Genomic DNA, 22,767 nt, shown 5'->3' with positions numbered 1-22,767 from the left:
TGTTTTGGGAATCGTTTAAAAAATGGTATAATGAAAAGAAAACGATAAGGAGGGAAAGGATGCGTTGTCCAAAATGTGGGGCTACCAAGTCAAGTGTTATCGATAGTCGCCAAGCAGAAGAAGGGAACACTATTCGTAGAAGACGTGAGTGCGACGAATGCCAGCACCGTTTTACAACCTACGAACGAGTAGAAGAAAGAACCTTAGTGGTTGTTAAAAAAGATGGCACACGGGAACAATTCTCCAGAGATAAAATCTTTAATGGAATTATCCGCTCAGCCCAGAAACGTCCTGTGTCAAGTGATGAAATCAACATGGTAGTCAATCGTATCGAACAGAAACTCCGTGGTCGAAATGAAAATGAAATTCAAAGTGAGGACATTGGTTCACTCGTCATGGAGGAGTTGGCTGAATTGGATGAGATTACCTACGTACGTTTTGCTAGTGTCTATCGTAGTTTTAAGGATGTCAGTGAGTTAGAGAGCCTGCTCCAACAAATCACCCAGTCCTCTAAAAAGAAAAAGGAAAGATAAATGAAGCCAATTGACCGTTTTTCTTATCTAAAGAATAATCGGGTGTCGCAAGATACCTCATCTCTGGTACAGTGCTACCTCCCGATTATCGGTCAGGAGGCACTGAGCCTTTATCTTTATACGATTAGTTTTTGGGATAATGGCAGAAAGGAATACCTCTTTTCAAGCATTCTCAATCATCTCAATTTTGGGATGGACAGACTTTTAAAATCCTTGAAAATCCTATCTGCTTTTAATCTCTTGACCCTCTATCAAAAGGGGGACGTTTATCAGCTAGCCCTCCATGCTCCTCTTTCGAGTCAAGATTTCTTGGAGCATCCTGTTTATCGCAGACTTTTGGAGAAAAAGATTGGTGATGCAGCTGTGGAGGATTTGAAAGTTGAGAGTGCTGAGGGAGAAGAAATACCTGTCTCACTCAATCAAGTCTTTCCAGACTTGGCAGAACTAGGAAGTCAAGAAGACCTTGGTCTCAAGAAGAAAGTGGCCAACGATTTTGACTTGGACCATTTTCGTCAGCTTATGGCTCGAGATGGGCTTCGTTTTGCGGATGAGCAGTCCGATGTCTTAAACCTCTTTGCCATTGCTGAGGAGAAGAAATGGACTTGGTTTGAAACCTATCAATTGGCCAAGTCAACAGCTGTTTCCCAGGTTATTTCAACCAAACGCATGCGGGAAAAAATTGCTCAAAAACCTGTTTCCTCTGACTTTAATCCTAAGGAAGCAACCATTATCAAAGAGGCTAAAAGTAAAACTGCCCTGCAGTTCTTAGCAGAAATCAAGCAAACTCGTAAGGCAAGTATTACCCAAACAGAAAGAGAACTTTTGCAACAGATGTCTGGCTTGGGTTTGCTGGACGAAGTCATCAATATCATTCTCTTATTGACCTTTAATAAGGTAGATTCGGCAAATATCAATGAGAAATATGCCATGAAGGTAGCCAATGATTACGCCTATCAAAAGATTCATTCGGCAGAAGAGGCAGTCTTGCGCATCCGTGAGCGAGGGCAGAAGAGCCAGGCTCAAAAAGGCAGTAAACAGAGTCCTGCCAAGTCCAATGTACCCAAGTGGAGCAATCCAGATTATAAGAATGAAACCAGCGAGGAAACTCGTCTGGAACTAGAACGTAAGAAACAAGAACTATTAGCTCGATTAGAAAAAGGAGGAGATTAGATGGAAAGTGTCGGAGACGTACTCAAACGTCAACCTAGCCGTTTTCATTATCAAGATTTGGTCCAGAAAATCATGAAGGACCCTGATGTTGCGGCCTTTATCCAGCAAGAATCCCTTACTCCAGAGGAATTAAATCGCAGCATTTCCAAGTTTAATCAGTACATCACCGAGCGTGACAAGTTTCTCCGTGGGGATACGGATTATATTGCCAAAGGATACAAGCCGATTTTGGTTATGAATCATGGCTATGCGGACGTTTCTTACGAAGAAACTCCTGAACTAATCGCAGCGGAAAAAGAAGCGGCTATTAAGAACCGTCTCAAGTTAATCAATCTGCCAGCCAGTCTCAAGCAAGCTAGTTTAGCTCAAGTTGACTTGGATGATTTGGGGCGCTTGCCAGTTTTTGAAAAGCTATTAGCCTTCGTGGAGCAATATCCAGCTATTCGAAAAGGTCTTTACCTATATGGAGACTTTGGTGTGGGTAAAAGTTTCATGGTGGCTGCCCTAGCCCATGATTTGTCAGAAAAACGTGGTGTTTCATCCACTCTCCTCCACTATCCTAGTTTTGTCATTGATGTCAAAAATGCTATTGGTGATGGTAATGTCAAGACTTTGGTAGATGAGATAAAACTGTCTGAAGTCCTGATTTTAGATGACATTGGTGCCGAGCAATCAACAGCTTGGGTACGTGATGAAATCCTGCAAGTCATTCTTCAATATCGGATGCAGGAAAATTTACCGACCTTTTTCACCTCCAACTTCAACTTTGAAGAATTGGAGCAGCATTTCGCTAAAGGGAAGCATGGAAATGACGAAACCTGGGAAGCCAGACGCGTCATGGAACGCATCCGTTATTTGGCTGAGGAGACTCGTTTAGAAGGAGTAAACCGTCGATGACAGAAACAATCAAATTAATGAAGGCTCACACTTCAGTGCGCAGATTTAAGGAGCAAGCCCTTCCTCAGGAAGACTTGACTGAAATCCTGACAGCAGCCCAAATGGCCTCGTCTTGGAAGAATTTCCAATCCTACTCTGTGATCGTGGTACGAAGTCAAGAGAAGAAAGATGCCTTGTATGAATTGGTGCCTCAAGAAGCTATTCGCCAGTCTGCTGTTTTCCTTCTCTTTGTCGGAGATTTGAACCGTGCAGAAAAAGGAGCACGACTCCATACGGATTCATTCCAACCTCAAGGTGTAGAAGGCCTCTTGATTAGTTCAGTTGATGCGTCTCTTGCTGGACAAAATGCCTTGCTGGCAGCTGAAAGCTTGGGCTATGGAGGTGTCATCATTGGCTTGGTTCGATACAAGTCAGAAGAAGTGGCAGAGCTCTTTAACTTGCCTGACTACACTTATCCTGTCTTTGGGATGGCACTAGGTTTACCAAATGAAGAACATGAAGTCAAACCTCGCTTGCCATTGCATCAGGTGGTTTTTGAGGAAGAATATCAGGAACAAACAGTTGATGTGATTGAGGCTTATGACCGTGTACAGGCTGACTATGCTGGGGCGCGTGCGACCACAAGCTGGAGTCAGCGTCTAGCAGAACAGTTTGGTCAAGCAGAACCAAGCTCAACTAGAAAAAATCTTGAACAGAAGAAGTTATTGTAGAAAGTGAGAAATTATGGCCCTACCAACTATTGCCATTGTAGGACGTCCCAATGTTGGGAAATCAACCCTATTTAATCGGATCGCTGGTGAGCGAATCTCCATTGTAGAAGATGTCGAAGGAGTGACACGTGACCGTATCTATGCGACGGGGGAGTGGCTCAATCGTTCTTTTAGCATGATTGATACAGGAGGAATCGATGATGTCGATGCTCCTTTCATGGAACAAATCAAGCACCAGGCAGAAATTGCCATGGAAGAAGCAGATGTTATCGTCTTTGTCGTGTCTGGTAAGGAAGGGATTACCGATGCAGACGAATACGTAGCCCGTAAGCTTTATAAGACCCACAAACCAGTTATCCTCGCGGTTAACAAGGTGGACAACCCTGAGATGCGAAATGATATCTATGATTTTTATGCCCTCGGTTTGGGTGAACCATTGCCTATCTCATCTGTCCATGGGATCGGTACAGGGGATGTGCTAGACGCTATCGTAGAAAATCTTCCAAATGACTATGAAGAAGAAAATCCAGATGTCATTAAGTTTAGCTTGATTGGTCGTCCCAACGTTGGAAAATCAAGCTTGATCAATGCTATCTTGGGAGAAGACCGTGTCATTGCCAGTCCTGTTGCTGGAACAACTCGTGACGCCATTGATACCCACTTTACAGATACAGATGGTCAAGAGTTTACCATGATTGATACGGCTGGTATGCGTAAGTCTGGTAAGGTTTATGAAAATACCGAGAAATACTCTGTCATGCGTGCCATGCGAGCTATTGACCGTTCAGATGTGGTCTTAATGGTCATCAATGCGGAAGAAGGCATTCGTGAATACGACAAGCGTATCGCAGGATTTGCCCATGAAGCTGGTAAAGGAATGATTATCGTGGTCAACAAGTGGGATACGCTTGAAAAAGACAACCACACCATGAAAAACTGGGAAGAAGATATCCGTGAGCAGTTCCAATATCTGCCTTACGCCCCGATTATCTTTGTATCAGCTTTGACTAAGCAACGTCTCCACAAACTTCCTGAAATGATTAAGCAAATCAGCGAAAGTCAAAACACACGTATTCCATCAGCTGTCTTGAATGATGTCATCATGGATGCCATTGCCATCAACCCAACACCAACAGACAAAGGAAAACGCCTTAAGATTTTCTATGCAACCCAAGTGGCAACCAAACCACCAACCTTTGTTATCTTTGTCAACGAAGAAGAACTCATGCACTTTTCTTACCTGCGTTTCTTGGAAAATCAAATCCGCAAGGCCTTTGTCTTTGAAGGAACACCAATCCATCTCATCGCAAGAAAACGTAAATAAAAAAGTAGAATCTGGAATGACATTTCCAGATTTTTTTGATAGAATGAAGGTAAAGAAAACGCTATCAAATAGAGGGGGGTGGTGATGAAACATTTGTTTAAATTCTTATTTTTAGCACCTTACTTTTATTTTGATAACTGGATTGAAAAGACCAACAGAAATAGTAAATTTTTCCCAATTTTTTACTATTTTTACTGGTTTTACATCCCCCTCTATGCTCTTTTTAGCCTTGCTTGGACAGTTGTTTCAGTTCTGTTTTTCAATATCGTCTTGAGAAATGTGACAGATATCAAGTTATGGGGCATTTGGTTTCTTTTTATTCTGCTAGCTATTGGTCTGAATAGGTCAACTTATTTCTGTTTCAAAAAAATGCTTCGCTTGAGACGAGAACTAGGGAAGTCTAAAGGCGTGAATAAAGAAAGGGGTAGGAACTAAAAAATGACTGTATCTATGATTTATTTATGCGGCTATAGATACAGTCGTTTTTATTTTGATTATGAAACCTGAGAGAAGTGTTCGTCTTGTATAGTAGAATGAATCTGGAATAATACAATACAAGTGCTAAATCACTGGTATAAATTGCTTTAAATTCCCTAATCAATTTGTTTGCATTCTATTCCAATATACTATAATAAAATGATGAGAGTTATTACAAATTATAGGTTTGAAAAATCATTAATTTCTTTTTCGAGTAATTTAACTAATGCCTCTTCTTTAGTTAATTGTAATAAAGTTATTCCTTTATGAATCAAATCGGAGTTATGTTGTAGTATTCCCAAGCGTACTTGAGAAAATCCAAGAATATCGTATATTTTTAATTCTTCTGCTAATACCAAAAGTTGTAGGGTGATTGTTTCACATTCTTTGAATAAATGATGTTGAAAATATACAGTGGAGAGATTGGCTAAAAAAGATGATAAAAATACTTTTGTTTCTCGGAAGTATTTATATTTCTCGATGGTTTTCATAATTCTATCAATAAGAAGGGGAAGATTTTCTGAAGGAAAGAAAAAGAGAATGGTTCCTAGCAATTTCAAATCACTAATGTACCATGTATCCATAGGTTCAAGATAGTCCCAAACTTCTTCAGACAAATCTTTCAAGACGTGGTTGTTTTTGAATCCTTTGGTTTGTAACTCTGTGACAATTTTTGTATGACGATAGATGTTTTGAATAGGAACATCGTGATGTGTCATAAGATATTTTTGACATTTCTCAGTAAGTTTAACCATTTTTCTAGTATCCTGAAGAATAGATGGATTTTGGCTCTCTATAATAATATCTCGTCTTTCACTAGGGTGGTATTCGTTGCATATATACTTGAATTCTGCTAAGCTCATATCAATTTGTTCAAGAAGAAATACCATGTTTTCAAAACTGGGAATAACTTTACCGTGTTCAATATTTGTTAGAGTTGTCCTATGTATGACTTGTCCACATACATCTTGTTGGGTCAATCCTTTTGACTTTCGAATTTCTTTAAAAATTTGTCCATAATCCCATCTCATATTTATCCTCCTAGAAAAATGTGAATATTTTCTACATTTATAAAAAACGTAGAAAAAAGGTGGTATTATTATATCAAAAAGAAGGGAAAAAGTCATGGAAATAGAAGATTCACTTAATTTTGTTATATATTGTAATGATTGGGAGCCTTTAATACCATGGTTTGATATATGGTTTTGGGAGTGACTAATTGATGTGTTATTTATATTCTTTAGTTAAGTTTGACGTACTTATTTTTTGTAGTTTTATTATAGCCAAACTTAAATATTTTATAGCTTATAGATAAGGAGGAGAAGATATGAAATATCATCTGTTAGAATAATATAAAACATGTATTTCTTAAACTCATTTGACAAGCTTTAAGTTTATGTGTATTTAGTACATTTACCAAAAATTAACTTTCTTTTGGTAAAAATATTGTTTGTGTATTTAGCTTATAACTTATGTTTATTAGGAGGAGTAGTCATGAAAACTATCGTTAAAATTTGTTTAGTTGCTTTATCTGCCTTTTTACTTTTATTTGCTGAAAAAAATGTTTTTGCAGACTCTAATTCACATGATAACTTAAACTCTTTGGAAGTTAGCGATAGAAGTTTTCGTAACGGAGAATTGTTGAAGAGTTATCTTGTAAAAGATAAAGATAGGATTTATTTTGATTATGATAAAGCGGTTCAAGATAAACAAGCGAAAGATGTAATTGACATGGGTTTATTGGTAGAGACAATAAGCGAAGACTATAGTTCAAATACGTTTACACCTGCTAAATATTTTAAGGCAGGATTGCCTGTTCACGGGAATTACTGTGGTCCTGGTTACGACGGGGAAGGATTTACTTTACCTGTGGTAGACGTTTTGGATCAAGGTTGCCAAAATCATGATAGATGTTACAAGTGGGGAGCTGGTATTGGAGCTAATTGTGAGTGTAATCGTCAGTTAGTCGATTTTATAAAAGTTAACAGACGTTGGATACCAGAAAGTGCCTTATGGGTTGCGGATGCTATCAGAGTTTATTTTGAAACGATTGGAGCTATAGGATGTTGAATCTAAAATCATTTATTACACGCTATTCCAAGGTTTATATTGGTTTAGTTCTGTTGATCTGGATTGCTTTCTTCTTTCTTCCTTGGGGCAGTCCGATTCTGGGGGGGAAGATTGACCTCTTCAGCATACAGAAAGTCTTGCTAGTTTTTGGAATTCTGTCGATTTTGATGGCCTTGCTGTCCAAGAAAGTCAGTCTCTTTGTTTTTGGATTGATCTGCTGTTTTTCTCTTTGGATTAATCTATTTATCCTATTTGCGATTTTGCCAATTTTTGGCAATTAAACCAACATAAAAGTCAGAGAGGTTAGCTTGGAAACTAGCCTCTTTTTCCTTTTCAAAATGGGGATTCTTCCTTGAAAATAATCAGTAATTGTGCTAAAATTAAAAGAACATTCTAAAATATTCGGAATTTAAAGTAAGGAAAAACATGGCTAATATTTTAAAAACAATTATCGAAAATGATAAAGGAGAAATCCGTCGTCTAGAAAAGATGGCTGACAAGGTTTTCAAATACGAAGACCAAATGGCTGCTTTGACTGATGACCAACTAAAAGCAAAAACAGTTGAATTTAAAGAACGTTATCAAAATGGAGAATCACTGGATTCATTGCTTTATGAAGCATTTGCGGTTGTCCGTGAGGGTGCCAAACGTGTCCTAGGTCTCTTCCCATATAAGGTTCAGGTCATGGGGGGAATCGTTCTTCACCATGGTGACGTGCCAGAGATGCGTACAGGGGAAGGGAAAACCTTGACTGCGACCATGCCCGTATACCTCAATGCCCTTTCAGGTAAAGGGGTCCACGTAGTTACGGTCAATGAATACCTGTCAGAACGTGACGCGACTGAGATGGGTGAATTGTACTCTTGGCTTGGTTTGTCAGTAGGGATTAACTTGGCTGCCAAATCTCCAATGGAGAAAAAAGAAGCCTATGAGTGTGATATTACTTACTCAACCAACTCAGAAATCGGATTTGACTATCTTCGTGATAACATGGTCGTTCGCGCTGAAAACATGGTACAACGTCCGCTTAACTATGCCTTGGTCGATGAGGTTGACTCTATCTTGATTGACGAGGCGCGTACACCTTTGATCGTATCAGGTGCTAATGCAGTTGAAACTAGTCAGTTGTATCACATGGCAGACCACTATGTAAAATCTTTGGATAAAGACGACTACATCATCGATGTGCAGTCTAAGACTATTGGTTTGTCTGATTCAGGGATTGACAAGGCTGAAAGCTACTTCAAACTTGAAAATCTCTATGATATCGAAAATGTAGCTCTGACTCACTTTATCGATAACGCCCTTCGTGCCAACTACATCATGCTTCTCGATATTGACTATGTGGTGAGCGAAGAGCAAGAAATCTTGATCGTTGACCAATTTACAGGTCGTACCATGGAAGGTCGTCGTTATTCTGATGGATTGCACCAAGCTATTGAAGCTAAAGAAGGTGTGCCAATTCAGGATGAAACCAAGACATCTGCCTCAATCACTTACCAAAACCTTTTCCGTATGTACAAGAAATTGTCTGGTATGACGGGTACAGGTAAGACTGAGGAAGAAGAATTCCGTGAAATTTACAACATTCGTGTTATTCCAATCCCAACAAACCGTCCTGTTCAACGTATTGACCACTCAGACCTTCTTTATGCAAGTATTGAAGCTAAGTTTAAGGCGGTTGTCGAAGACGTTAAGGCTCGTTACCAAAAAGGTCAACCTGTCTTGGTTGGTACAGTAGCGGTTGAAACCAGTGACTATATTTCTAAAAAATTGGTCGCAGCTGGCGTTCCTCACGAAGTCTTGAATGCTAAAAACCACTATAAAGAAGCCCAAATCATCATGAATGCTGGTCAACGTGGTGCCGTTACTATCGCAACCAACATGGCCGGTCGTGGTACCGACATCAAGCTTGGTGAAGGGGTTCGCGAATTAGGTGGACTTTGTGTTATTGGTACAGAACGTCATGAAAGCCGTCGTATCGATAACCAGCTTCGTGGACGTTCAGGTCGTCAAGGAGACCCAGGTGAGTCACAATTCTACCTATCTCTTGAAGATGACTTGATGAAACGTTTTGGTTCTGAACGCTTGAAGGGAATCTTTGAACGCTTGAACATGTCTGAAGAGGCGATTGAGTCTCGTATGTTGACGCGTCAGGTTGAGGCGGCACAAAAACGTGTCGAAGGAAATAACTACGATACTCGTAAACAAGTCCTTCAATACGATGATGTCATGCGTGAACAACGTGAGATTATCTATGCTCAACGTTATGATGTCATCACTGCAGACCGTGACTTGGCACCTGAAATTCAGGCTATGATTAAACGTACGATTGGTCGTGTCGTTGATGGTCATGCGCGTTCAAAACAGGATGAAAAATTAGAAGCAATTTTGAACTTTGCTAAGTACAACTTGCTTCCAGAAGATTCTATTACGATGGAAGACTTGTCAGGCTTGTCTGATAAGGCTATCAAGGAAGAGCTCTTCCAACGTGCCTTGCAAGTTTACGATAGTCAGGTTTCAAAACTACGCGATGAAGAAGCAGTTAAAGAATTCCAAAAAGTCTTGATTCTACGAGTGGTAGATAACAAGTGGACAGATCATATCGATGCTCTTGATCAATTGCGTAACGCAGTTGGACTTCGTGGCTATGCTCAGAACAACCCTGTTGTTGAGTATCAGGCAGAAGGTTTCCGTATGTTTAATGATATGATTGGTTCGATTGAGTTTGATGTGACACGTTTGATGATGAAAGCACAAATTCATGAACAAGAAAGACCACAAGCAGAACACCATATCAGTACAACAGCGACTCGCAATATCGCTGCCCACCAAGCAAATATGCCTGAAGATTTGGATTTGAGCCAGATTGGACGGAATGAACTTTGCCCATGTGGTTCTGGTAAGAAGTTTAAAAACTGTCACGGTAAAAGAAAATAAAATGAGATAGTTTAGAGGCGGATACCTTGTGAAAAGTAAATTTTTACTTGGTATCCGTTTGCTTTATAAGGAGATGAGTTATGGTATTTACAGCAAAAAGTCCTAAAATTAATATTGAAGAAGTTCGTGCCTTATCAAAATTAGAAGGCCAAGCTTTGGAGAGAAAATCACAGCGTGATCAAGAGCTAGAAGCCATTATACGTGGAGAAGACCAGCGGATTCTATTGGTAATCGGTCCATGCTCATCTGACAATGAAGAAGCTGTTCTTGAATACGCTAAGCGTTTGGCAGCTCTACAAGAAAAAGTAGCAGACCGTATCTTTATGGTTATGCGTGTTTATACTGCCAAACCCCGTACCAACGGAGATGGCTATAAGGGCTTGATTCACCAGCCTAATGTGGCAGAAGCCCCTAGCCTCATCAACGGAATCAAAGCTGTTCGCCATCTTCACTATCGTGTTATCACAGAAACAGGTATGACGACAGCTGATGAAATGCTTTATCCTGAAAATCTTCCGCTTGTAGATGATTTGATTTCTTATATGGCGGTTGGTGCCCGTTCAGTTGAAGACCAGCAACACCGCTTTGTGGCAAGTGGGGCAGATTTTGCGACTGGGTTTAAAAATCCGACCTCAGGAAATCTCAATGTTATGTTTAATGGGATTTATGCTGCTCAAAACAAACAAAGCTTCCTTTTCCTCGGAAAAGAAGTGGAAACAACTGGGAATCCGCTTTCGCACGCCATTCTCCGTGGAGCGACCAATGAGTATGGTAAGAATATTCCTAACTACTACTATGATAATTTGATGGATACTATTGCCCAGTATGAGAAAATGGGCTTGGAACACCCCTTTATCATTGTGGACACCAATCATGACAACTCTGGCAAGAAACATATGGACCAAATTCGAATTGTCCGTCAGACCTTGATTAACCGTGATTGGAATGAAAAAATCAAGCAGTATGTTCGTGGCTTTATGATTGAGTCTTATCTAGAAGACGGCCGTCAAAACGAACCAGAAGTATTTGGCAAGTCTATCACAGACCCTTGCCTTGGCTGGGAAAATACGGAAGCCCTTGTCAGAGAAATCTACCAAACGCTAGGAGAATAAGATGGCATTTATTGAAAAAGGTCAAGAAATCGATATTGAAGCAATCAAAGCAGAAACCCAATTGTCTGCGGAAGCCTTGCGACTAAAGGAGCGTCGTGATAGAGAATTGGCAGACATCATTTCAGGAGAAGATGACCGGATCCTTTTGGTGATTGGTCCTTGCTCTTCTGACAATGAAGAGGCTGTCTTGGAATATGCCCGCCGTTTATCTGCCTTGCAAAAGAAGGTGGCGGACAAGATTTTCATGGTTATGCGGGTTTATACTGCTAAACCTCGCACCAACGGAGACGGCTATAAAGGCTTGGTACACCAACCAGATACTTCTAAGGCTCCAAGCCTGATTAATGGCTTGCAGGCTGTGCGCCAGTTGCACTACCGCGTGATTACGGAGACTGGTTTGACGACAGCTGATGAGATGCTTTATCCGTCAAATCTGGTCTTGGTAGATGATTTGGTCAGCTACCATGCTGTGGGGGCTCGTTCTGTGGAAGACCAAGAGCACCGTTTTGTAGCTTCAGGAATTGATGCACCAGTAGGGATGAAAAATCCAACCTCTGGAAATCTGAGTGTCATGTTTAATGGCATCTATGCCGCTCAGAACAAACAGACCTTCCTCTTCCATGGTCAAGAAGTTGAGACTTCAGGAAATCCCTTGGCCCATGTCATCCTTCGTGGTGCAGTTAATGAATATGGGAAAAATGAGCCTAACTTTTACTATGAAGCTTTGCTAAATGCCATTGAACGCTATGAAGCCCTGGGGCTTGAAAATCCTTTTATTCTCATTGACACCAACCATGATAACTCAGGCAAGCAATATATGGAGCAGATTCGAGTGGTTCGTAAGACCTTGCAAAATCGTGATTGGAATGAGAAAATCAAAAAGACGGTTCGAGGCTTTATGATCGAATCCTACCTAGCAGATGGTCGTCAAAACCAACCAGAGGTCTTTGGTTGCTCTATTACCGATCCTTGCCTAGGTTGGGAAAATACAGAGGCCTTGGTAGAAGAGATTTATGCTACCTTGACAAAATAAGTGAAAAGGATGGAGTTGGGGGATCTCAACTCCTTTTGATGAGAATGATAGTTGGACACGGAATTGATATTGAGGAATTAGCTTCGATAGAAAGAGCAGTTACACGACATGAAGGATTTGCCAAGCGCGTGCTGACAGCTAAGGAAATGGAACGCTTCACCAGTCTCAAAGGGCGCAGACAAATCGAATATTTGGCTGGTCGCTGGTCGGCTAAGGAGGCCTTTTCCAAGGCTATGGGAACTGGCATTGGCAAGCTCAGTTTTCAGGATTTGGAAGTCTTGAACAATGAATGTGGGGCCCCTTATTTTAGTCAGTCACCATTTTCAGGAAAGATTTGGCTCTCTATCAGCCATACAGATCAGTTTGTGACAGCCAGTGTCATTTTGGAGGAAAATCATGAAAGCTAGTCCACATAGACCAACCAAGGCTCTGATTCATCTGGGAGCTATTCGACAAAATATTCAGCAAATGGGGGCTCATATCCCTCAAGAAACGCTCAAGTGGGCGGTGGTCAAGGCCAATGCCTATGGGCATGGGGCTGTTGCTGTTGCGACGGCTATTCAAGATGATGTTGATGGTTTTTGCGTTTCGAATATCGATGAGGCCATTGAACTCAGACAAGCTGGACTCAGCAAGAAAATCCTTATTTTAGGAGTTTCTGACATCGAAGCTGTTGCTCTAGCTAAAGAATATGACATCACCTTGACAGTGGCTGGACTGGAGTGGATTCAAGCACTCTTATCTAGGGAGGAAGACCTAGCAGGATTGACAGTCCACCTCAAGATTGATTCAGGAATGGGACGGATTGGTTTTAGAGAGGCCAGTGAGGCTGATCAGACTCAAGACTTGCTCAAGCAACATGGTGCTCGCGTTGAAGGGATTTTTACCCACTTTGCGACTGCGGATGAAGAATCAGCTACCTACTTTAATGCCCAGTTAGAACGGTTTAAAACTATTTTGGCCAGTATGAAAGGTCTTCCAGACTTGGTTCATGCCAGCAATTCTGCAACTACTATTTGGCATGCAGATACCATTTTTAACGCGGTTCGTTTGGGAGATGCCATGTATGGTCTTAACCCCAGTGGAGAGGTTTTGGACTTACCCTATGACTTGAAACCAGCCTTGACCTTGGAATCTGCTTTGGTTCATGTCAAGACAGTTCCAGCTGGAGCTTGCATGGGCTATGGAGCCACCTATCAGGCAGATAGCGAGCAAGTCATCGCGACCGTGCCAATCGGCTATGCGGATGGTTGGACACGAGATATGCAAAATTTCTCCGTCTTGGTAGATGGGCAAGCATGCCCAATCGTCGGACGGGTTTCTATGGACCAAATCACTATTCGTCTGCCTAAGGTTTACCCACTCGGAACTAAGGTAACCTTAATTGGTTCTAACGGAGGCAAGGAAATCACAGCTACTCAGGTAGCGACCTACCGTGGGACTATTAACTATGAGGTGGTTTGTCTCCTCAGCGATCGCATTCCGAGAGAATATTATTAAAAAGAAAGGAGTGGAGCATGAATCTACATCAACCCTTGCATGTCTTACCTGGTGTGGGACCAAAGTCAGCAGAAAAATACGCCAAACTAGGAATTGAAAACTTGCAAGACCTCTTGCTCTACTTTCCTTTCCGTTATGAAGACTTCAAAACTAAGCAAGTATTGGAACTAGAGGACGGGGAGAAGGCAGTCCTATCTGGTCAGGTCGTGACTCCTGCCAGTGTTCAGTATTATGGTTTCAAGCGCAATCGCCTGCGCTTTAGTCTCAAGCAGGGAGAAGTTGTTTTTGCGGTGAATTTCTTTAACCAACCCTATCTAGCAGACAAGATAGAGTTGGGAGCAACCCTTGCTGTATTTGGAAAATGGGACCGCGCCAAGGCTAGTCTGACTGGGATGAAGGTCCTAGCTCAGGTGGAAGATGACCTCCAACCTGTCTATCGTCTGGCTCAGGGAATCAGTCAGGCCAGTCTGGTCAAGGTCATTAAGACAGCCTTTGATCAGGGGCTGGATCTCTTGATAGAGGAAAATCTTCCCCAGTCTTTGCTGGATAAATACAAACTCATGTCCCGTTGTCAGGCAGTCCGAGCTATGCATTTCCCTAAGGATTTGGCAGAATACAAGCAGGCTCTTCGCCGTATCAAGTTTGAGGAACTCTTTTATTTCCAAATGCAATTGCAGACCCTCAAGTCTGAAAATAGAGTTCAGGGAAGTGGTCTGGTTCTGGATTGGTCTCAGGAAAAAGTTGCGGCTGTTAAAGAAAGTCTGCCTTTTGCCCTGACCCCAGCTCAGGAAAAGAGTTTGCAGGAAATTTTGACAGACATGAAGTCCGACCACCACATGAATCGTCTCCTGCAAGGGGATGTGGGGAGTGGAAAAACGGTAGTCGCTGGCTTGGCCATGTTTGCGGCAGTGACAGCTGGCTATCAATCAGCCCTCATGGTACCAACAGAAATCCTTGCAGAGCAACACTTTGAGAGTCTACAGAGTCTCTTCCCAGACTTGAAACTGGCTCTCTTGACAGGTTCCTTGAAAGTGGCAGAAAAGAGAGCAGTCTTGGAGACCATTGCCAAGGGTGAGGCTGATTTGATTATCGGAACACACGCTCTGATACAAGATGGGGTGGGTTATGCTCACCTTGGCTTGATTATCATCGATGAGCAGCACCGCTTTGGTGTAGGGCAAAGGCGTGTTCTGAGAGAAAAAGGCGACAACCCAGATGTTCTCATGATGACGGCGACTCCTATTCCACGAACGCTTGCTATCACAGCATTTGGAGATATGGATGTTTCCATTATTGACCAGATGCCAGCAGGCCGAAAACCTATTGTGACACGCTGGATCAAACATGAGCAACTGCCTCAGGTCTTGACTTGGTTAGAGGGGGAAATCCAAAAAGGTTCTCAAGCCTATGTTATTTCTCCCTTGATTGAAGAATCAGAAGCTCTGGATTTGAAAAATGCTATTGCTTTATCAGAGGAGTTGACAGCTCATTTTGCAGGGAAGGCAGAAGTGGCTCTTCTACACGGTAAGATGAAGAGTGATGAAAAAGACCAGATTATGCAGGAGTTCAAAGAGAGAAAAACAGATATTCTGGTTTCGACGACGGTTATCGAGGTTGGGGTTAATGTTCCCAATGCGACCGTTATGATTATCATGGATGCCGATCGCTTTGGTCTTAGCCAGCTTCACCAGCTCAGAGGTCGTGTTGGTCGGGGAGATAAGCAGTCCTATGCTGTTCTCGTTGCTAATCCCAAGACTGATTCTGGGAAAGACCGCATGCGCATCATGACAGAAACCACCAATGGATTTGTCCTTGCGGAGGAAGATTTGAAAATGCGGGGTTCAGGTGAGATTTTTGGAACCAGACAGTCAGGTCTCCCAGAATTCCAAGTTGCTGATATTATCGAAGATTTTCCGATTTTAGAAGAAGCCAGAAAGGTTGCTAGCTACATTAGTTCGATAGAAGGCTGGCAAGAGGATCCAGAATGGCGCATGATTGCCCTTCATTTGGAAAAGAAAGAACATCTAGATTAAGCTTTCTCTAAGGAAATCTTATACTCAATGAAAATCAAAGAGCAAACTAGGAAGCTAGCCGCAAGCTGTACTTGAGTACGGTAAGGCGACGCTGACGTGGTTTGAATTTGATTTTCGAAGAGTATTAAGCTAGCTTTCAGGTTTGGCACTTATACTAGAGTCATCAAAAAGAAACGAGGACTCTCACATGACAGTAACGATTAAAGTAAATTACCAAACCACTTTCCAAAAGAAAGAAGCAACAAAATAAGATTGGATATAAGAAGAAAGAGCTGGGATGCTCTTTTTTGTTTTTGAAACTACTTTCAGTTCATCATCCCAAAAATAAAGAATCTAAAACCACTTTCTATTTGCTTTTCTTTCTTGCGTTGATTTCTTATATGTGCTACAGTTGTGGTAGCGATTACAAAATAAAAGGAGCATGCTATGAAAAATCCAGCTTTGTTAGAAGAAATCAAGGCTTATAAAGGAAGAGATGAGGTCCCAGAAGACTTTGATATTTTCTGGGATGAGGAAGTGAAAAAAGTTTCCACACTTCCAGCCTACCAGTTGGAGGAAAGAGATTTCCATATTCCCCAAGTCAAGTGCTTTGAGCTCACTTTTGAAGGAACCAATGAAGGCAAGGTTTATGCGCGCGTCGTTCTTCCAAAGAGTGAGGGAAAAGTTCCTCTAATCTTCCATTTCCATGGTTATATGGGACGTGGCTGGGACTGGGCTGACATGCTGGCCTATACCGTGTCTGGTTACGGTGTTGTCTCCATGGATGTGCGGGGCCAGTCGGGCTACTCGCAAGACGGAATGCGTTCTCCTCTAGGAAATACAGTTAAGGGGCATATTATCCGTGGTGCTGTGGAAGGTCGGGATCACCTCTTTTATAAGGATGTTTATCTGGATATTTACCAGTTGGTTGAAATTGTTGCTAGTCTACCTGAGGTTGATGAGAAGCGACTTTCTAGTTATGGTGCCTCACAAGGTGGCGCTCTAGCCTTGGTAGCGGCAGCGCTCAATCCACGGATTCAGAAAACAGTTGCCATCTATCCCTTCCTGTCAGACTTCAGACGAGTGCTTGAGATTGGCAATACCAGTGAGGCCTACGACGAACTTTTCCGATATTTCAAGTTTCACGATCCTTTCCATGAAACTGAGGAAGATATCATGGCGACCTTTGCCTATATCGATGTGAAAAATCTTGCCCATCGTATTAAGGGTGAGGTCAAGATGATTACGGGCTTGGACGATGATGTTTGCTACCCTATTACCCAGTTTGCGATTTACAATCGTCTGACCTGTGATAAGGCCTATCGCATCATGCCTGAGTATGCTCACGAAGCCATGAATGTTTTTGTCAACGACCAAGTCTACAACTGGCTCTGTGGTAGTGAGATTACTTTTAAATATGTGAAGTGATGAATGCGAGAGTCCAGTAGCTTTCTGATATATTCCCTTTCTAGCAGATAGTGAAAAATAAAAATTCACTAGAAACTATAGGAGGGGTTTTCACTTATACTCAATGAAAATCAAAGAGCAAACTAGGAAGCTAGCCGTAGGCTGTACTTGAGTACGGCAAGGTGAAGCTGACGTGGTTTGAATTTGATTTTCGAAGAGTATTATTTACAAATTATTGTTTATTTTATGGCTAGAATTGTATGTGAGGTTACTAATAGTTATTCAATTTTAATTTCTCTACAAGTCAGAATATATATCAAGTTATATATTTCTGTATTTTAAAATGCTATTCTTTTTATGTTTTAAAATAATTTGATGAATGAAGATTATATCCTATAATTGAAAGCAATTCCAGCTTGTGTTATACTGTAAGAGTAAGTCTAAAGCTTAAAGAATTAATATATATTAAAAACAGATTATATGTTAAGAGTCGTGTAGTAGGAAGGAGGATGAAGCTGCAGGACTCATTAAGTTGCTTGGAGTTCAAATGCACAAATCAACTTTGAAAGTTAAAGTGAGGTAATATATGTTTATACGTTTAAAAGGTTTAGGAAAATTCCGTAAATCTAAAGCTTATGGTTTGGTTGGCTGCTTGACACTATCCGCAGTGCTTGGTTTAGCTGCACCAGAATTACCAGTTATTGGCAGTGGCGTTGCTTATGCTGATGTCATTCAGGGCGGTAACGATATAAAGGATGTGGGAGTTCATAGTGAGGCTACTAATGGTGTAGCGATGACTTATACCACCTATGACAGTGGAAATAGTGGTCAACAAACAGCATCAGGCAGTGGAGTATTTGTTGCACCAAATGTGATGGTGACTGTTGCTCATAACTACTACGATAAAAAAACTGAAGATGGCTCTGCGGTTTTACGTGGCGGCGATTCTGCTAAAAGTTATGTCGTGATGAATTCAGATACGGAGAAAGTAAATAAAGTTCCTACATCAGGTAGTACTGAAGCTGTAGATAAAGGTGCTATTCATGCTTATAATGAAAAGGATTTTGGAAGGTCTTACGGTAATGACTTGGCAGTTGTTGTAACTAAGAAAACTGTCGAAGCTATGACCAATGGAGAGGATTCACCAAGAGAGCTAAGTAAGACTGAGGTAGCTACAGGTGATTCGATTCGGATGGTTGGCTATCCTAATGACTTCACAACCTCTAATCTAAGTGAAGAAAACAGAAATCGACTAAAAGATGGAAAACCTTATGAAGTGGAAGGGAAAGTAAGTACTCTTAATAAAGAAAATGGTGCTGTTACTTACCATACGTCTGCTTTAGGTGGTTTTTCAGGCGCTCCTTTATTTAATGATAAAGGAGAAGTGGTTGGTATTCATCAACACGGAACAAATACTGCTAGTGAAGTAGAAGCCAATCGTATCGGTGGTGGTACTATCTTTACGGAAAAGCATAAAGAGTGGATTCGTTCGATGGTGGATAGATATGCAATCACGGGATGGTATCTAGATGGAACGATTCGCTACTATTATGACGAAAACCATAAAGCTCTAAAGAATGTTGAAAAAGAAATTGATGGTGCGCGCTATCGTTTCAATGACAGAGGTCAAGCAACCTTATTAAGTGGAGTTGAAAAAGGTCGAGTTCTTCTTCGTCTGGAAGATGTGAAGGGCAATCGCTTGATTGCAGACAAGGTAGTGCAAACAGGAGAAGTTGACTCACCAATCGTATTTAATTTACGACAAGATTCAGACTTTAATCGATTAGTAGGTGATTCTCCGAATGCTAAGATAGTGTCTTATAATAATCTTCCTATCAACAAGTTAGTTACGGATACTAGTTGGTCTGGTGATTATGTAAGTAAAGTAGCTCTAGGAAATACAGTCATTAAAGCTGTGTTAGACTCAGTAGCTCCAAAAACTGATTTTGCTCGTACGGAGGTTGGGAAAGTTGATTTAAGTGGAACTGCAAACTTACCAAAACCAAGTGAAATAGTAAAAAATGCACCAAATGGAGAACAAAATTTCCAAGCCACTACACATATCTTAACACCTGATGGAACAGGTTCAGCAACCCTAATTGCCCCTAATTTGTTATTAACTGTGGCACACAACTTTTTAACAGTTAATGGCTCTAAGGTTGTTACAAAATCAGGGAAAGAGAATACAGCTTACAAAGCTACGTTACCAAATGGAACTTCTATCAATTTTTCTGATGAAGAGATTGCTTATTGGAACAAAGCAGAGTCTGTTTTTGGCTTTAAAAATGATTTAGCTCTCGTTCGATTAAAAGAAGCAGTACAAGGAGTAACTCCTGTAGAAGTTGTGAAGCAATCTGCAAAAGTTGCAGAAGGCAATACAGTTTCGGTTTATGGTTTCCCAGATAACAAGTTAAGTCCAGTTTTAGACAGTAAAGTAGTAGGAACTACTGACTTTGGTTCTGGAATAGAAGGTATTAGTTACGGAGGTACGAAACCTGGGGCATCTGGTGGTGGACTATACAATGATAAAGGTGTCTTAATCGGCGTTCATCAAAATGGAGTTATTGATAATCGTAGTGGTGGTTTAGTTTTATCAAAAGAACAATTAGATTGGGTTCGCTCCTATATCGAAGGTCAACCAAAAGATCCTGTTTATGTGAAAGATAAAGACACGGAAACACCAAAAGATGATGCAGATAAGAATACAACTGGGAAATTAGATACAACACCAGGTAATGTAGCAGGTTCTAATGATAAGAAACCAAAAGAGGGAACAGCTACTGAGGTAGAAGGTGAAAAACTTCCAAAGGAAACAGATACTCCAGAAGAAACAAATACTTCTGATGAAGCAGAATCAGAAGAGAGCAATGTTATGCCTCCACGTGATTATTTTGCTAGAGATTTGAAGAATGTTAAAACTGTATTTGAAAAAGAAGACCTTGCTACGAATGCTGAAAATGGGCAAAGAGTTGATTTAGCAGAAGCCTTAGATAAGTTGAAACATCTTCAAAATGCGACTATTCATATGGAGTTTAAACCAGATGCTAATGCTCCGCAATTCTATAATCTTTTCTCTGTATCAAGTGATAAGAATAGAGACGAATATTTCAGTATGTCTGTTAATAAAGGTACTGCAATGGTCGAAGCACGAGGAGCTGATGGAAGTCATTTTTACGGAAGTTACTCAGATGCACCACTTAAAGTAAAACCTGGACAATGGAATTCAGTTACTTTCACGGTGGAAAGACCGAAAACAGATCAAGCAAATGGACAAGTTCGTCTATATGTAAATGGTGTATTATCTAGAACGAATACGAAATCTGGTCGTTTTATTAAAGATATGCCAGATGTTAATAAGATTCAGATTGGTGCTACTAGAAGAGCGAACCAAACAATGTGGGGATCAAATCTTCAGGTCCGTAATCTAACCGTATATGATCGTGCCTTGACGCCTGAAGAAGTAGGAAAACGCAGTCAATTATTTAAAGTAGCAGATTTAGAAGTGAAATTGCCAGAAAGTGCAAAAATCACAGAGAAGAAGGAAGTTTTTGTAAGTGGTGTAAATGGTGGATTGAACAAGGATGGGATTAATACTTACCGAATCCCAGCCTTGCTGAAAACGGATAAAGGAACATTAATTGGCGGAGCTGATGAAAGACGTTTACAATTCTCTGACTGGGGAGATATTGGTATGGTAGTTCGTCGAAGTCAGGATGGAGGAGTGACATGGGGAGATAGAATAACAATTTCTAACATTCGTGATAATCCAGAGGCCAGAGATAAAACTGCTCCGTCACCCTTAAATATTGATATGGTATTAGTTCAAGATCCAGAAACTAAGAGAATCTTTTCGGTTTACGATATGTTCCCAGAAGGAAAAGCAGTATTCGGTATGCCTGCCAAACCTGAAAAAGCCTATGAGCGTGTGGGTGATAAAACTTATCAAATTTTATATAAATCTGGTGAAAAAAGTCATTACACAATTCGAGAAAATGGTGAGGTTTACAATTCACAAAATCAAAAAACAGAATACCACGTTGTGGTAGACCCTAAAAATCCAGGATATAGTGATAAAGGTGATTTGTATAAAGGGCAGACTTTAATAGGTAATGTTTACTTTGCACAAAGTACTAAAAATCCATTTAGAGTTGCTAACACAAGTTATTTATGGATGTCTTATAGTGATGATGACGGTAAAACATGGTCTGCACCAAAAGATATTACTCCTGCAATTCGTCAAGACTGGATGAAATTCCTTGGAACTGGTCCAGGAACAGGAATCGTACTTCGTACTGGAGTTCACAAAGGTCGTATCTTAGTGCCAGCTTATACAACAAATAGTGTTGTACATTTATGGGGTTCTCAATCTTCTCGTCTTATTTATTCAGATGATCATGGTGTAACTTGGCATGCAGGAGAAGCTCCAAACGATAATAGACCTGTTGGAAATGGAGTTATCCATTCATCTACTATGAATAATAATGGTGCACAAAATACAGAAGCAACAGTTCTGCAATTGAATAATGGCGATGTAAAACTATTTATGCGTGGTTTAACTGGAGATCTTCAGGTTGCTACTAGTAAAGATGGGGGAGTTACTTGGGAGAAAACAATCAAACGTTATCCAGAAGTAAAAGATGCCTATGTGCAAATGTCAGCTATTCATACGATGCATGATGGGAAAGAGTACATTCTTCTTAGCAATGCTGCTGGACCAGGCCACGAACGAAAAGATGGTTTAGTTCATTTGGCACGTGTTGAAAAGAATGGCGAGTTGACTTGGATAAAACATCATTTAATTCAAGGTGGAGAATTTGCATATAATTCATTACAAGACTTGGGTAACGGAGAATACGGAATTTTATATGAACATAGCGAGAATGGTCAAAATCGTTATACACTTTCTTATAAAAAATTCAATTGGGATTTTGTAAGCAAAGATTTTATTTCTCCAACAGAAGCAAGGGTAAACCAAATCATTGAAATGAGGAAAGGTGTTATTGGTCTAGAGTTTGATTCAGAAGTTTTGGTAAACCAAGCACCTATTTTACAATTAGCTAATGGAAGTACAGCTGTATTTATGACTCAGTATGATTCGAAAACTCTTTTATTCGCGGTAGATAAGAAAGATGCTGGTCAGGAAATTACAGGTATAGTTGATGGTAATATTGAAAGCATGCACAATTTGACAGTCAACCTTGATGGAGCATTTATTCCTGGTGGAGTGAATGCTGTAGAGAGTGCTATTTATGATATCAAAGACTATACAGGTGACTTGGGGACATCTGGTGAAGAAGCGACGCCGACAGTAGAAGTATCTGACTTTATAGGCGGAGTAAAAGGCGAGTCTCTTGTTACAGAACTTCCAGAATACAAAGGTGTTCTATCTACAGTAGGTGAAGAGGTAGCACCAATAGTGGAGAACACTGACTTCACAGGCGGAGTAAAAGGCGAGTCTCTTGTTACAGAACTTCCAGAATACAAGGGTCTTGTATCTACAGCAGGTGAAGAAGTAGCGCCAAGAGTAGAGAACACTGACTTCACAGGCGGAGTAAAAGGCGAGTCTCTTGTTACAGAACTTC

17 protein-coding genes are annotated in these 22,767 nt (G+C 40.8%); 16 read left to right on the top strand and 1 reads right to left on the bottom strand.

Annotated elements, in window-relative coordinates; genetic code table 11:
• Positions 1-59: 59 nt before the first annotated feature.
• The 6 genes from nrdR to RYL77_RS01455 all read left to right on the top strand — a co-directional run bounded on the left by nrdR (position 60) and on the right by RYL77_RS01455 (position 5,069).
• Positions 60-533, top strand: coding sequence for a transcriptional regulator NrdR (gene nrdR / locus RYL77_RS01480; protein WP_001203672.1), 474 nt, complete (start codon positions 60-62; stop codon positions 531-533).
• The gene (locus tag RYL77_RS01475) at positions 534-1,703 is read left to right on the top strand and encodes a replication initiation and membrane attachment family protein (RefSeq protein ID WP_315009315.1); all 1,170 of its coding nucleotides are present in this window, start codon (positions 534-536) and stop codon (positions 1,701-1,703) included. It begins immediately after the preceding gene.
• Entirely contained in the window at positions 1,704-2,600 is an 897-nt protein-coding gene (gene dnaI, locus RYL77_RS01470; protein WP_000446508.1) for a primosomal protein DnaI, read from the top strand. It abuts the gene before it with no gap.
• Positions 2,597-3,310, top strand: a complete 714-nt coding sequence (locus RYL77_RS01465) for an NADPH-dependent oxidoreductase (protein ID WP_315009314.1) — start codon at positions 2,597-2,599, stop codon at positions 3,308-3,310. Before dnaI ends, RYL77_RS01465 begins: the two co-directional genes overlap by 4 nt.
• 13 nt (positions 3,311-3,323) lie before the next feature.
• Positions 3,324-4,634 carry a ribosome biogenesis GTPase Der gene (der, locus tag RYL77_RS01460; RefSeq protein WP_315009312.1) on the top strand — a complete coding sequence of 437 codons (1,311 nt, stop codon included), beginning with the start codon at positions 3,324-3,326 and terminating at the stop codon, positions 4,632-4,634.
• A gap of 84 nt (positions 4,635-4,718) precedes the next feature.
• Positions 4,719-5,069, top strand: a complete 351-nt coding sequence (locus tag RYL77_RS01455) for a hypothetical protein (protein ID WP_315009310.1) — start codon at positions 4,719-4,721, stop codon at positions 5,067-5,069.
• A 221-nt stretch (positions 5,070-5,290) separates the two neighbouring features.
• On the opposite strand, the gene rgg1518 is transcribed toward RYL77_RS01455, so the two are convergent.
• Positions 5,291-6,142 (bottom strand): Rgg/GadR/MutR family transcriptional regulator Rgg1518, encoded by an 852-nt coding sequence (gene rgg1518 / locus RYL77_RS01450; RefSeq protein ID WP_315009308.1) that lies wholly within the window; start codon positions 6,140-6,142, stop codon positions 5,291-5,293.
• A 463-nt stretch (positions 6,143-6,605) separates the two neighbouring features.
• On the opposite strand from rgg1518, the gene RYL77_RS01445 reads away from it, so the two are divergent.
• The 10 genes from RYL77_RS01445 to RYL77_RS01400 form a co-directional block, all read left to right on the top strand.
• Positions 6,606-7,181, top strand: a complete 576-nt coding sequence (locus RYL77_RS01445; protein ID WP_315009306.1) for a phospholipase — start codon at positions 6,606-6,608, stop codon at positions 7,179-7,181.
• Complete coding sequence (locus RYL77_RS01440) at positions 7,175-7,462, top strand: hypothetical protein (protein WP_042900510.1); 288 nt, start codon at positions 7,175-7,177, stop codon at positions 7,460-7,462. Before RYL77_RS01445 ends, RYL77_RS01440 begins: the two co-directional genes overlap by 7 nt.
• Before the next feature lie 145 nt (positions 7,463-7,607).
• Positions 7,608-10,121: a preprotein translocase subunit SecA gene (secA, locus tag RYL77_RS01435; protein ID WP_315009304.1), complete on the top strand. Its 2,514-nt coding sequence runs from the start codon at positions 7,608-7,610 to the stop codon at positions 10,119-10,121.
• A gap of 80 nt (positions 10,122-10,201) precedes the next feature.
• Positions 10,202-11,233, top strand: coding sequence for a 3-deoxy-7-phosphoheptulonate synthase (locus RYL77_RS01430; RefSeq protein ID WP_315009302.1), 1,032 nt, complete (start codon positions 10,202-10,204; stop codon positions 11,231-11,233).
• Position 11,234: 1 nt separating this feature from the next.
• Positions 11,235-12,266: a 3-deoxy-7-phosphoheptulonate synthase gene (locus RYL77_RS01425; protein WP_315009300.1), complete on the top strand. Its 1,032-nt coding sequence runs from the start codon at positions 11,235-11,237 to the stop codon at positions 12,264-12,266.
• Between the two features lie 44 nt (positions 12,267-12,310).
• Positions 12,311-12,673, top strand: a complete 363-nt coding sequence (acpS, locus tag RYL77_RS01420; protein WP_315009400.1) for a holo-ACP synthase — start codon at positions 12,311-12,313, stop codon at positions 12,671-12,673.
• A complete protein-coding gene (alr, locus tag RYL77_RS01415) occupies positions 12,663-13,766 on the top strand; it encodes an alanine racemase (protein WP_315009298.1) in 1,104 nt (367 codons plus the stop codon). The genes acpS and alr overlap by 11 nt, the downstream gene beginning before the upstream one ends.
• A complete protein-coding gene (gene recG, locus RYL77_RS01410; RefSeq protein ID WP_315009398.1) occupies positions 13,757-15,799 on the top strand; it encodes an ATP-dependent DNA helicase RecG in 2,043 nt (680 codons plus the stop codon). The genes alr and recG overlap by 10 nt, the downstream gene beginning before the upstream one ends.
• A gap of 426 nt (positions 15,800-16,225) precedes the next feature.
• Positions 16,226-17,206, top strand: a complete 981-nt coding sequence (locus RYL77_RS01405; RefSeq protein WP_315009296.1) for an acetylxylan esterase — start codon at positions 16,226-16,228, stop codon at positions 17,204-17,206.
• Positions 17,207-17,771: 565 nt separating this feature from the next.
• A partial coding sequence (locus tag RYL77_RS01400) for an SIALI-17 repeat-containing surface protein (RefSeq protein WP_315009294.1) occupies positions 17,772-22,767 on the top strand: 4,996 nt, incomplete at its 3' end.

The organism is uncultured Streptococcus sp., assembly GCF_963516515.1.
In the GTDB taxonomy this organism is placed as follows: Bacteria; Bacillota; Bacilli; order Lactobacillales; family Streptococcaceae; genus Streptococcus.
The sequence above is the reverse complement of the archived record's forward strand: the minus strand, read 5'-3'. Positions and strand labels throughout refer to the sequence as shown.